General features: G+C 63.0%; 13 protein-coding genes. 7 read left to right on the top strand and 6 right to left on the bottom strand.

Annotation, left to right across the window (positions count from 1 at the left end):
• The first annotated feature begins 168 nt into the window (after window positions 1-168).
• Entirely contained in the window at window positions 169-1,038 is an 870-nt protein-coding gene (locus AB1N67_RS19780) for an oxaloacetate decarboxylase (RefSeq protein WP_043206426.1), read from the top strand.
• Window positions 1,039-1,070: 32 nt separating this feature from the next.
• Here the strand turns inward: AB1N67_RS19780 and AB1N67_RS19775 are convergent, their stop codons facing one another.
• Window positions 1,071-1,976, bottom strand: a complete 906-nt coding sequence (locus AB1N67_RS19775) for a LysR family transcriptional regulator (RefSeq protein ID WP_102081801.1) — start codon at window positions 1,974-1,976, stop codon at window positions 1,071-1,073.
• A 103-nt stretch (window positions 1,977-2,079) separates the two neighbouring features.
• Here AB1N67_RS19775 and AB1N67_RS19770 point away from each other — a divergent pair, with 103 nt between their 5' ends.
• Both AB1N67_RS19770 and AB1N67_RS19765 read left to right on the top strand, forming a co-directional pair.
• Window positions 2,080-2,955 (top strand): MBL fold metallo-hydrolase, encoded by an 876-nt coding sequence (locus AB1N67_RS19770; protein WP_090344970.1) that lies wholly within the window; start codon window positions 2,080-2,082, stop codon window positions 2,953-2,955.
• A 28-nt stretch (window positions 2,956-2,983) separates the two neighbouring features.
• Complete coding sequence (locus tag AB1N67_RS19765) at window positions 2,984-3,598, top strand: NAD(P)-dependent oxidoreductase (RefSeq protein ID WP_102081802.1); 615 nt, start codon at window positions 2,984-2,986, stop codon at window positions 3,596-3,598.
• On the opposite strand, the gene AB1N67_RS19760 is transcribed toward AB1N67_RS19765, so the two are convergent.
• Entirely contained in the window at window positions 3,569-4,477 is a 909-nt protein-coding gene (locus AB1N67_RS19760; RefSeq protein ID WP_052352311.1) for a LysR substrate-binding domain-containing protein, read from the bottom strand. The two genes, AB1N67_RS19765 and AB1N67_RS19760, sit on opposite strands and share 30 nt — an antisense overlap.
• Before the next feature lie 113 nt (window positions 4,478-4,590).
• Between AB1N67_RS19760 and AB1N67_RS19755 the strand changes: the two genes are divergently transcribed.
• Window positions 4,591-6,228, top strand: a complete 1,638-nt coding sequence (locus AB1N67_RS19755; RefSeq protein WP_367863336.1) for a 5-guanidino-2-oxopentanoate decarboxylase — start codon at window positions 4,591-4,593, stop codon at window positions 6,226-6,228.
• Window positions 6,229-6,317: 89 nt separating this feature from the next.
• Here AB1N67_RS19755 and AB1N67_RS19750 read toward each other — a convergent pair whose 3' ends face one another.
• Window positions 6,318-7,235: an AraC family transcriptional regulator gene (locus AB1N67_RS19750; protein ID WP_090344979.1), complete on the bottom strand. Its 918-nt coding sequence runs from the start codon at window positions 7,233-7,235 to the stop codon at window positions 6,318-6,320.
• Between the two features lie 200 nt (window positions 7,236-7,435).
• Between AB1N67_RS19750 and AB1N67_RS19745 the strand changes: the two genes are divergently transcribed.
• Together AB1N67_RS19745 and AB1N67_RS19740 are read left to right on the top strand one after the other, a co-directional pair.
• Window positions 7,436-7,729 carry a putative quinol monooxygenase gene (locus AB1N67_RS19745; RefSeq protein WP_043206432.1) on the top strand — a complete coding sequence of 98 codons (294 nt, stop codon included), beginning with the start codon at window positions 7,436-7,438 and terminating at the stop codon, window positions 7,727-7,729.
• Window positions 7,730-7,841: 112 nt separating this feature from the next.
• On the top strand, window positions 7,842-8,075 hold the full coding sequence (locus tag AB1N67_RS19740; RefSeq protein ID WP_090345107.1) for a hypothetical protein: 234 nt from the start codon (window positions 7,842-7,844) through the stop codon (window positions 8,073-8,075).
• Here AB1N67_RS19740 and AB1N67_RS19735 read toward each other — a convergent pair whose 3' ends face one another.
• Window positions 8,076-8,681 (bottom strand): flavin reductase family protein, encoded by a 606-nt coding sequence (locus AB1N67_RS19735; protein WP_043206434.1) that lies wholly within the window; start codon window positions 8,679-8,681, stop codon window positions 8,076-8,078.
• Window positions 8,682-8,798: 117 nt separating this feature from the next.
• Entirely contained in the window at window positions 8,799-9,242 is a 444-nt protein-coding gene (locus AB1N67_RS19730; protein WP_102081803.1) for a heme utilization protein, read from the bottom strand.
• A gap of 328 nt (window positions 9,243-9,570) precedes the next feature.
• On the opposite strand from AB1N67_RS19730, the gene AB1N67_RS19725 reads away from it, so the two are divergent.
• The gene (locus AB1N67_RS19725) at window positions 9,571-10,320 is read left to right on the top strand and encodes a hypothetical protein (protein WP_102081804.1); all 750 of its coding nucleotides are present in this window, start codon (window positions 9,571-9,573) and stop codon (window positions 10,318-10,320) included.
• A gap of 105 nt (window positions 10,321-10,425) precedes the next feature.
• Here AB1N67_RS19725 and AB1N67_RS19720 read toward each other — a convergent pair whose 3' ends face one another.
• Entirely contained in the window at window positions 10,426-11,745 is a 1,320-nt protein-coding gene (locus tag AB1N67_RS19720; RefSeq protein ID WP_043206437.1) for an MFS transporter, read from the bottom strand.
• Between the last annotated feature and the right edge of the window lie 221 nt (window positions 11,746-11,966).

Here is an 11,966-nt window from a genome sequence, read left to right as displayed (position 1 = left end):
GCAGCCATTTACGTGCGGATTTCATGCTGTTGTACCCCACACCTTCTATTCCTCTGCCTGCATGTCGAGCATGACCGCCCTGATGGCGACGGTTGGAACAGGTCAGGTAGACCCGATTCAAGGGTCAGTAGTCAGCCCGTTCAAATTTCCTGTTATTGCGGAGTGATCATGCCCAAGGCTTCCCACCACGATCTGCGTTTTGCCTTCCGTGAACTGCTTGCGTCCGGTTCGTGCTATCACACCGCATCGGTGTTCGACCCCATGTCGGCCCGCATCGCCGCTGACCTGGGTTTTGAGGTCGGTATCCTCGGTGGTTCGGTTGCCTCGCTGCAGGTACTGGCCGCGCCGGACTTTGCCTTGATCACCCTGAGCGAGTTCGTCGAGCAGGCCACCCGCATTGGCCGTGTCGCACAGTTGCCGGTGATCGCCGACGCCGACCATGGCTATGGCAATGCGCTCAATGTCATGCGCACGGTGATCGAGCTGGAGCGCGCCGGTGTCGCCGCGCTGACCATTGAGGACACCCTGCTGCCGGCCCAGTTCGGTCGCAAATCCACGGACCTGATCTCAGTGGAGGAGGGTGTCGGCAAGATCCGTGCGGCCATCGAGGCGCGGGTCGACTCGGCGCTGTCGATCATCGCCCGGACCAACGCCGGTGTGCTGTCGACCGAGCAAATCATCCATCGCACCCAGAGCTACCAGAAGGCTGGTGCCGACGGTATCTGCATGGTAGGCGTCAAGGATTTCGATCAACTGGAGCAGATCGCCGAGCACCTGACGGTGCCCCTGATGCTGGTGAGCTACGGCAACCCCAACCTGCGTGACGATGCGCGGCTGGCGAGCCTGGGGGTGCGGATCGTGGTCGATGGCCATGCCGCCTATTTCGCCGCCATCAAAGCCACCTATGACTGTCTGCGCCTTCAGCGTGGGCAGCAGAACAAATCCGACAACCTCAACGCGACCGAGCTTTCCCACACCTATACCCAACCTGAGGATTACATCCGTTGGGCCAAGGAGTACATGAGCGTCGAGGAGTGACCGGCGACTGACTCGGCGCAGCCGCTTGCAGGTCAGAGGTCTTCATCCCACTGCGGCTCATCGGTGAACCGCTGCGCGAGAAAATCCAGCATGCTGCGCAGGGTTGCCGGCATGTGCTTACGTGAGGTGTACACGGCATTCAGGTTCAGCTCGCGCGGGCGCGCCTCGGGCAGCAGACGGACCAGTTCTCCACTGCGTAGCGCTCCTGCCGCCTGGTAGGTCGGCAGCATGGCGATGCCGGCACCGGCCAGCGCGGCCTTCTGCAAGGTCATGGCCTCGTTGGCGCTGATGTTGCCTTGCACCGGCACGGCCACATGCCGCCCCCCGACTTCGAACTGCCACAGGCTATGCCCGAAGTAGGCGTGGGTCAGGCAATTGTGCTGGCTCAGTTCTTCGACCTGCTGCGGCATGCCATGTTCGGCCAGGTACTTCGGCGCGGCGCATACCACTGAGCGACACACTGTCAGGCGCCGGGCGATCAGGTTCGGGTCCAGGTCGTTGCTGGTGCGGATCGCCAGGTCGATGCGTTCGTCCACCAGGTTGACCGTACGATCGAGCATCTGCAGTTCCACCCTCACTCCCGGGTAACGCCGTACGTAGTCGGCCACCGCATCCACCAACTGGGCCTGGCCGAACGAGGTGCTGACGCTGATGCGCAGCTCACCGCGTGGCGCGTCGTCCGGCTGGCGTACAGCGGCCTGTAGATCACCGGCCAGCTCCAGCAATTGGCGACAGCGCGGCAGGGTTTGCTGGCCGGCGGCGGTGAGGCTGAGCTTGCGTGTGGTGCGCTGCATCAGACGCGCACCGACCCAGTCCTCCAGTTCCGCCAGATAGCGCGACACCACAGGCCGAGAGAGTTGCAGATGGTCGGCCGCGGCTGACTGGCTGCCCAGGTCGACCACGGTGACGAAGACGCGCATGGCGTTTAGACGGTCCATGATTTGTCCGCTTTCAGAAACAAACTATGTCTGAGCATCGCATTTTTTGTGATGGATTGGGCAACTATGCTGTTGCTCACTCTCCCGTTCACAGGAATGTCCGATGTCGCTCATCTCCACCCTGCGCAGTCTGGTACTGGCCAGCCTCGCCCTGGCCGGCCAGGCGTTGGCCGCCGAACCCCTTCAGCTCGAGGTGTACAACCCAGGCCATGAGGCGATCTTCCCGGTCAGCTCGGTGATCGTCAGTGGCAAGCACGATGCCATCCTGGTTGACGCCCAGTTCGGCAAGGCCCAGGCCGAGCAACTGGTACAGCGCCTCAAGGCTGGTGGCAAGCGATTGACCACCATTTATGTCAGCCATGGCGATCCGGACTATTACTTTGGGCTGGACACCCTGACGCGTGCGTTTCCCCAGGCCCGAGTGGTCGCCTCGGCCGCCACTGTGGAGCATATCCGCAAGACCATGGACGCCAAGCTGGACTACTGGGGCCCGCAAATGGGCAGCGACAGGCCCGCGAAACTGGTCGTGCCGCAGGTGCTGGTGGGGGATCGCCTGGCGCTGGAAGGGCAGACGCTGGAAGTCGTCGGTCTCGATGGGCCACAGCCAGACCGTAGTTTCGTGTGGATTCCCTCGATCAAGGCTGTGGTCGGTGGCGTGGTCGTGGCCGAGCACATTCATGTCTGGATGGCCGACACCCAGACCGCCCAGTCCCATGCCGATTGGCTTGCCACCCTCGAGCGCATCGAGCGGCTCGCTCCGCGCACAGTGATCCCCGGCCACTACCTCGGGCAGAGCAGCCGCTCGCTGGACGCAGTACGTTTCACCGCCGGTTACATCCGCGCCTTCGACGCCGAAGCAGCCAAGGCCGCCGATGCCGATGCGCTGATCAAGGCGATGGAGCAGCGGTATCCAAAGCTGGGCGACGCCAGTTCGCTGGAACTCAGCGCCAAGGTCGCCAAGGGCGAAATGCAGTGGTAGTTCTTTTCAACTGATGGAGTGTGTCCCCATGAGCAAGATCGCAATCATCGGTGCCACCGGTCGTGCCGGTAGCCAGTTGCTGGAAGAGGCTCTGCGCCGCGGCCATCAGGTCGTGGCCATCGCCCGTGACCCGTCGAAGCTGGACGGGCGTGAAGGCGTTACCGCCAAGGCGCTGGACGCCAAGGACAGTGCAGCCCTGCAGGCCGCCGTGGCCGGGACGGACGCCGTGCTGAGCGCGGCGCATTTCGCGACGATCGAGCCCCAGGCAATCATCGAGCCGGTCAAGCGTGCGGGCGTGGCCCGCTTGCTGGTGGTGGGCGGTGCCGGCAGCCTGCTGCTACCCTCCGGGCAACGGGTCATCGACAGCCCGGACTTCCCCGAGGCCTACAAAGCCGAAGCCAGCGCCGGCGTGCGTTTTCTCGACGCATTGCGTCAGACGTCGGGCCTGGATTGGACCTTCCTCTCGCCCTCGGCGGAGTTCGTCGAAGGTGCGCGAAGCGGGCACTACCGTCTGGGCAAGGATCAGTTGCTGATCGGTGCCGATGGCCGGAGCTGGATCACCTTCGCTGACTACGCTATCGCAATGATCGACGAATTGGAGAAACCAGCCCATTCACGGGAGCGGTTCACGGTGGGGTACTGAGTCGTCTGGTCTGGCCTGTGCCTGGAGCCAGTCCAGCAATTCGACCAACCCCGGCGGCAGGCTCCGGGCAGGGCTGACCAGGTAGTAGCCTTTGCCCGTGAGCACCTTCAGCCCGAACGGCATGCACAGCCTGCCACTGCGCAGGTCATCGCCGACCAATGCCCAATCGCCGATCGCGACTCCCGTACCCTGGGACGCCATGGCCATCGCCATGTCCAGCGTCTCGAAATGCTGGCGCGGCCCATTGAGCTCGATACTGGCGCCTGCAGCCTGCAGCCATAGGCGCCAGTCGTGCTCGTCCCGTGACGGATGCAGCAGCATGTGACGGGACAGGTCTTCGAGCCGCGTTAGCGGCAACTGCCCTTCGAGCAGCGAGGGCGCGCACATCGGCGTCAGTTGCTCATCGAACAGCTTGCGTACTTGCAGTCCCCCGTTGGGCAGTGCGCCATACACCACGGCGGCGTCGAAGCCCTCGCGACGGAAATCCACGCCATGCTGCACCGTGGTGGTCAGCTCCACCGGCACGTCCGGACGCAATGCCTGCCATTCCATCAGCCGCGGCAGCAACCAGCGCATGACACAGGTGGGCGCCTTGAGCTGCAGCGTGGCACTGTGGCGGCCGACCTCGCGCACACCCTGTTCGATCAGGGCGAAAATCTGCTGTACCCGCGGCAGCCAGTCCTGACCCTCCCGGGTCAGGCTCAGGCCACGCGCCTGACGCTGGAACAGCGCATAGCCCAGGTGCTCTTCCAGCCCGGCGATCTGCCGGCTGACTGCACCTTGAGTGATGTGCAACTGCTGGGCTGCCCGGGTGAAGTTGCAGTGCTGGGCGGTGATCAGGAAGGTGTGCAGGGCGGGGAGGGGCGGGAGGCGTTTCATCGATGTGAGCCATGATCCTGAGACATGGCTAGTATGTGTTTTTTTGCATTGTGGCGATAGCTGCGCCTTGGTTCCATAAACACAGATTTTCAACAAGAACCAGGGTGAATCCGATGGCAACCTGCGGCGAAGTATTGGTCAATCTCCTCGAAGGCTATGGCGTGGACCATGTCTTCGGGATTCCGGGCGTGCATACCGTGGAGCTCTACCGGGGCCTCGCGGGTTCCTCCATCCGCCACATCACCCCTCGTCATGAACAGGGCGCTGGGTTCATGGCCGACGGCTATGCCCGTACCCGCGGCAAGCCCGGGGTCTGCTTCATCATCACCGGCCCGGGCATGACCAACATCACCACCGCCATGGGTCAGGCCTACGCCGACTCGATTCCGATGCTGGTGATTTCCAGCGTGCAGTCCCGGGACCAGCTTGGTGGTGGTCGCGGCAAACTGCATGAACTGCCCAACCAAGGTGCGTTGGTTGCCGGCGTGGCGGCGTTTTCCCACACCCTGATGAGCGCTGACGACCTGCCGCAAGTGCTGGCGCGCGCCTTCGCGGTGTTCGAGGGCGCACGTCCTCGGCCTGTGCATATCGAGATCCCCCTGGACGTGCTGGTCGAGCCCGCCGACCACCTGTTGCCGGCGCGGCCTGTACGCACCGCTCGTGCGGGGGCAGCGCCCCGGACTGTGGCGCTGATGGCCGAGCGCCTGGCCAAGGCCCAGCGTCCGCTGATCCTGGCCGGTGGCGGTGCGCTGGCGGCAGGCCCTGCACTGGCGGCGCTTGCCGAGCACCTGCAGGCACCGGTGGCCCTGACCATCAATGCCAAGGGCCTGTTGCCGGCCAGCCATCCATTGCAGATCGGCTCGACCCAATCGCTGGTCGCGACGCGCGTGTTGGTGGCGGAGGCCGATGTGGTGCTGGCGATCGGCACCGAGCTGGCCGAAACCGACTATGACGTTACCTTCAAGGGCGGTTTCGAAATCCCGGGTAGTTTGCTGCGCATCGACATCGATCCCGACCAGACCGTGCGCAACTACCTGCCGGAGCTGGCACTCGTCGCTGACGCCGAACAAGCCGCCGAGGCGCTGCTGGCTGCCTTGCAAGCGCTGCCTACACCCGCGCTGAACGCCGCCTGGGGTAGTGCCCGTGCCGCACGCCTGCGCAGGGACCTGGCCAGCACCTGGGACCAGCCGACCCTGAGCCAGACCCGTCTACTCACCGGCATTCTCGAGGCCCTGCCTACGGCAATCCTGGTGGGCGACTCGACCCAACCGGTGTACACCGGCAATCTCACGCTGGACATGTCCCAGCCACGGCGCTGGTTCAACGCCTCGACCGGCTACGGCACCCTGGGCTACGCCTTGCCGGCCGCCATGGGCGCCTGGCTCGGCAGCGCCGAAGACGCAGCGGACCGATCGCCCGCGGTTTGCCTGATCGGCGATGGTGGCTTGCAGTTCACCCTGCCGGAGCTCGCCAGCGCGGTGGAGGCCCAGGTGCCGTTGATCGTGCTGCTGTGGAACAACCAGGGGTACGAGGAAATCAAGAAGTACATGGTCAACCGAGCCATTGAGCCGGTGGGTGTGGACATCCATACCCCTGACTTCATCGGCGTGGCCCAGGCGCTGGGCGCGGCGGCATGCAATGTGGGCGATGTCGCGCAGTTGCAGGCGGCGCTGCACAAAGCGGTCGAGCGCAAGGGACCGACCTTGATCCAGGTCGACCAGACGCAGTGGCAAGCTGCGGTGGCAGGTTGAGGGCGAACACCAGCCCTGAGGTCATGTTCGCGGATAAAGCCGCTTCCACTGGGTCTCCTTAGGCAGGCCTTGCTGGAAGCGGCCTTGCCTCAACTGGCGTTGGCCCGCAGCCGCGCCACGTCCCGAATCGGCGGCGCCCCATACAACCGGCTGTATTCACGGCTGAACTGCGAGGGGCTTTCATACCCCACCCGATAGCCCGCCACGGCGGCTTCCAGTCCGTCATTGAGCATCAGCCGACGGGCTTCCTGCAGGCGCAGCTGTTTCTGGTACTGCAAGGGGCTCATCGAGGTCACGGCCTTGAACCTGTGGTGCAAGGTCGAGGTGCTGAGGTTCACTTCCCGGGCCAGGTCTTCGATGCGCAGCGGCTGCTGATAGTGGCGGTTGAGCCAGGTGATGGCTTGGCAGACGCGGTGGGTCTGGCTGTTGGCCAGGGCGATTTCATACAGGCGATGGCCCTGCGGGCCGCGCAGTAACCGGTAGAGAATCTCGCGGCGAATCAGTGGCGCCAACACCGGGATGTCCCTTGGAGAATCGAGCAACCGGAGCAGGCGCAGCAAGGCGTCGAGCAACTGCGGATCGGTCCTTTCCACATACAGGCCCCGGCCAGACGGTAGGTTGGGCACCATCATCGGGCTGCTTTCGGCGATCAGCTGGCTGATCTGCGCCGGATCGATGTCCATGCGAAGGCCAAGGCTCGGGTTCTCGGGGCTGGCTTCGAGCAGCGCACCGCTGATCGGCAAGGTCACCGACACCACCATGTAATGCAGCGGATCATAGGCGTAGCGCTCATCGCCCAGGAACAAGGTCTTGCTGCCCTGGGCCAGGACGCACAACGCCGGCTGCGCCAGAGCCGGCATCGAGCGCACGCTTTCGCGGTAGCGGACCAGGTACAGATCCTCGATGGCCGATGCCGGACCATAAGGCTCGCCGGCATGGCGGCCAATCAGGTCGGCCAGCTCCTGGCGCTGGGCCTCGAGGGTGGGTTCCAAGGGTGTTGCGGGCATGGCGGTTTCCTCTGCTGACCGACGCAGCATAGGTTTGGGCAATGACAGGCGCTAGTCGAAAGCTGCCGCTCGATTGCCTGATCCTGCCGCGCGGCAGGATCAGGCAATCGAGCGGCAGTAATGACCTAACGTCGCGCGAGGGCGGGGCACTAACCTTGGCAGCCTGGTTTTTCCGTCCGCATGCTTCAAGGAGATCGTTCATGACCCAGCCACAACCGGTCACTCACCTGGCTTTCATCCGTGCCAGCAGCGGTCGTTCGGCGGAACTGGGCGCGCGTCTGCGCGACCTGCTGGAGCCTTCGCTGCGTACCCCGGGTTGCCTGAGTTTTACCGTACAGCGGTCCCAGGCCGACGACGACCTGTGGTTGCTCAGCGGCAGCTGGAGCGATCAGCAAGCCATGAGCGGCTACTTCGCTTCGCCGACCCTCGAGGTGTTTGGCGAGCTGGTGCAGGCCCAGGTGGTGAGCAGCCTGGACCTGCATACGTTTGCCTGATGTCTATGCATGGACTTTTTGCGGGCAAACCTGCTCCTACAGAGGCGTGAAACTTCATCCGTGATTGAGGGGTAGAATGGCGGCCCTCGTTTTTCGGATGCGGATTTGCAGCATGGCACGTAGAGAGTTTTCCCACTTCGAAGCCGTTTCGGCGATGGTCCCTGTACAAGGCGGTGGTTACAACGCGGCCATCGCCGTAAAAGCCCTGGGCATGGGCGGCGCGCCGCGCTTTCACAAGGTGCTCGATGGCCAGGTGTTTCAGAGTGCAGTGGCGGCCGACGAGGCCGCCTGTACCGAACTCGCACGCCTGCAAGGCGTGGGCGAGGAAGGCGAACTGATTTTCTGATCAGACCTGCGGGCGGGCCATCTTGAACAGATTGCCCAGCTCGAAGTAGTCCGCTGGGCCTCCTCCCCGCAGGATCGGCTCGGCGGCGGCGGTGTCGTAGATGCCATCTTTGAGCAGATGCTCGGCGATGTGCACGGCCACGACTTCCCCCAGGATCAGCCAACTGGGCACCAGCGCCTGGTCGGCCCGCTTGAGCTGCACGATCTGGCTCACCTTGCATTCGAAGGCCACCGGGCTTTCGCCTACTCGAGGTACACCGACGATGCGCGATGCCGTCGGCGTCAGACCGCTCAATTCGAACTCATCGACATCCGCGGCTACCGCCGCGCAGCTTTGGTTCATCGGCTCGGCCAGTGTTCGGGTCGCCAGGTTCCAAACGAATTCGCCGGTCTGCTCGATATTGTTCAGGCTGTCTTTGCGCCCAACGCTGCAGAAACCGATGATCGGTGGAATGTAGTTGAAGGCGTTGAAGAAACTGTAAGGCGCCAAATTGAGGCGGCCTTGCTGGTCCTGGGAAGAGATCCAGCCGATAGGGCGGGGGCCAACGATGGCATTGAACGGGTCGTGGGGCAGGCCATGGCCTTTGGCGGGTTCGTAGTAGTACATCTGCGCAAGGCCCGTAGGCCCTTTCCTTGTTGTGAACGAGGTGCCTAGTGTGCCAAGGCTCCAGCCCGCTGGAAATGATCAAGCCCGGCCGAAGCCGGGCTGGGCGCTCGCATCGGATCAGCTGATGCGGTGGGCATTGGTGCGGTCGAAGCCGTCTTCGGCGAAGCGCTGTGCGCCGGTGCGGTCGTAGCCATCTTCGGCGAAGCGCTGTGCGCCGGTTCGGTTGAAGCCGTCTTCGGCGAAGCGCTGTGCGCCGGTGCGGTTGAAGCCGTCTTCGGCGAAGCGCTGTGCGCCGGTGCGGTCGTAGCCGTCTTCAGCGAAGCGCTGTGCGCCGGTGCGGTCGTAGCCGTCTTCAGCGAAGCGCTGTGCACCGGTGCGGTCGTAGCCGTCTTCAGCGAAGCGTTGTGCGCCGGTGCGGTCGTAGCCATCTTCGGCGTAAGTTGCCGATTGGGTCTGGGCGGCGGCGAAGCTGTGGGCGCTGGTACGGTCGAAACCGTCTTCGGCGAATGCACCGGTAGCCAGTGCCGACAGAGCCAGGGTCAGGATCAGTTTGCTTTTCATGGTCGTTGCTCCAGTGAGATTCGCGGGTTGTTTGTTTCTATGGGTTTAATGCTACGCCGATTAATTTGATTAAAAAGCGCAAAAAATCACGCATAAAAATCGATTTAATCGATGTGTTTGGGCGCGCTTTCGTCTTTTAAACGACAGAGGTGCTGCGAGACAGGCGCTTTGCGCCCTCGTCTCTCCACGGTTCAAGGATGCGGGAGGGGAATTAATCCCGAGTTAAATGAAACCTTCGATGAACGAACGCTTTTTTCATGCTCCACCAACCGTTTTTTCAAACCCGCCCGCTCAGCATCGCGCCCACTCAACCCAGGAGCGGCAAACAATGAATAAACTTCCGCAAATCACCTTGGCCTTCTGGGTCATGAAGATCTGCGCCACCACTTTGGGCGAGACGGCGGGCGACCTGCTGTCGATGACCCTCGATATTGGCTATGCCATGAGCTCGCTGCTGTTGATCAGCGTGTTTCTGGTGACATTGCTCACCCAGCTTTACTCTCGTTCATACAATCCCTGGCTCTACTGGCTGGTCATCCTATCCACCAGTACTGCGGGCACCACGATGTCCGATTTCATGGACCGTACCCTGGGCCTGGGCTATGCCGCGGGTTCGGCCATCCTGATCGGCATCTTGCTGCTGACGTTCGCCCTTTGGCGCCTGAGCGGAAATCCGCTGGACGTCACCCGCATCAAGAACCGAGGCGGCGAGCTGTTCTACTGGGTGGCAATCCTGTTTTCCAACACCCTTGGCACCGCGCTGGGCGACTTCCTGGCGGACGACTCAGGCCTCGGTTTCGCCGGTGGCGCACTGCTGATCGGCAGCACCATCGGCCTGGTGGTGCTGGCCCGCTACTGGACCCGTATCCCAGGCGTGGCGCTGTTCTGGATCGCATTCGTCCTGACCCGCCCATTCGGTGCGACCTTGGGCGACTTCCTGACAAAACCGCACGAAAAAGGCGGGATGGACTTCGGTACGGTGGGCTCTTCAGCGGTGCTCGGCGGCATCTTGTTGGTGCTGATTCTGATGGCGTCGTTCTATAACCGCGAAGCGCGTCGGGAGTTAAAAGCTTCCTGACGGCCGTCACTGTCTGGGGCGTAATTGGCTCACTGCTCGCCGAACCATGAAAAAGGGGCGCTCCGTCAGCCGGAGCGCCCCTTTTCGATTACCGCGTGAGCAGGATCAGTCAGTCGTGATCCGCGAATGCTTGGCGGTGTCTTTCATGGTCGCGTAGACCAGCAGCGAGCAAGCGATGCAGCCGGTGACGTACCAGTAGAAGCCGGTTTCCATGCCGTTGCTCTTGAACCACAGGGCCACGTACTCGGCGGTGCCGCCGAAGATCGAGACGGTCAGGGCGTAGGGCAGGCCGACGCCCAGGGCGCGGATCTCGGTGGGGAACAGCTCGGCTTTGACCACGGCGTTAATGGAGGTGTAGCCACTGACGATGATCAGCGCCGCCATGATCAGGAAGAAGGCGCCCCACCAGGTCTGCACGGTGTGCAGGGTGCTGAGGATCGGTACGGTGAACAAGGTTCCGAGCACGCCGAAGGCGATCAGGATCGGACGACGACCGATCTTGTCGGAGAGTCCACCGATCACCGGTTGCAGGCACATGAACAGGAACAAAGTGGCCGCCGAGATGGTGGTCGAGTCGCTGATGCTCATGCCTACGGTGTTCACCAGGTATTTCTGCATGTAGGTGGTGTAGGTGTAGAAGGCCAGGGTGCCGCCCATGGTCAGGCCGACCACGGTGAGCAGTTCCTTGGGATGGCGCAGCAGGGTGCGCATCAGGCTTTCCTTGGACTTTTCCTTCTTGGTGAAGGAGCTGGTCTCCTCCATGCCGCGACGCAGGTACAAGGCGACCACCGCGCACAGCGCGCCGATCACGAAGGGTACGCGCCAGCCCCAGGCATACAGCTGCTCGGTGGTGAGCGTCTGTTGCAGGATGATCAGCACCGCCAGGGCGATCAGCTGACCGGAGATCAGGGTCACGTATTGGAAGCTTGAGAAGAAGCCGCGGCGATCCTTGCTGGCCATCTCGCTGAGGTACGTGGCCGAGGTGCCGTACTCACCGCCGACCGACAGGCCTTGCATCAGGCGCGCCAGGACCAGCAGGATCGGCGCGGCGACGCCGATGGTCTCGTAGCCAGGGGTCAGGGCGATGACCAGGGAGCCTGCGCACATCAGCAGGACCGAGGCCATCAGCGCGGCTTTGCGGCCCTTGCGGTCGGCATACAGGCCCATCAGCCAGCCACCGATCGGGCGCATCAGAAAGCCCACGGCGAAGATGGCGGCGGTGTTGAGCAGTTGTGCGGTGGTATCGCCGGCCGGGAAGAAGGCCTTGGCGAAGTACAGTGAAAACGCCGCATAGACGTACCAGTCGTACCATTCGACCATGTTGCCGATGGAGCCACTGAAAATCGACTTGAGACGGCTTGCGGTGGTTTTTTCCGCGGCGGGCGCAATGGCCGCCCCGGTGGGCAGGGTGCTGGCGTTATCCATCAGGGGATACCTTCTCGTTGTTTTTGTGGAGCGCGCAGGTCAGCGCTTGAGAAGGGTTTTGCAGAAGCTATGCCAAAGGCGTGCACTGGCGGGCCTGAATGCCCCATCTCGGCGCACGACCATTCCATAACCCGCGAATCCAAAGGCCCTGCAGGCGCAACGTCGCCACGCGATGGGCTGCGTAGCCGCGCCCTTCAATACTTTCGATAAGCGGTTTTTTG

The sequence above is a fragment of the Pseudomonas guariconensis genome, from assembly GCF_040822035.1.
GTDB classification, from domain to species: Bacteria; Pseudomonadota; Gammaproteobacteria; order Pseudomonadales; family Pseudomonadaceae; genus Aquipseudomonas; species Aquipseudomonas guariconensis.
The sequence above is the reverse complement of the archived record's forward strand: the minus strand, read 5'-3'. Positions and strand labels throughout refer to the sequence as shown.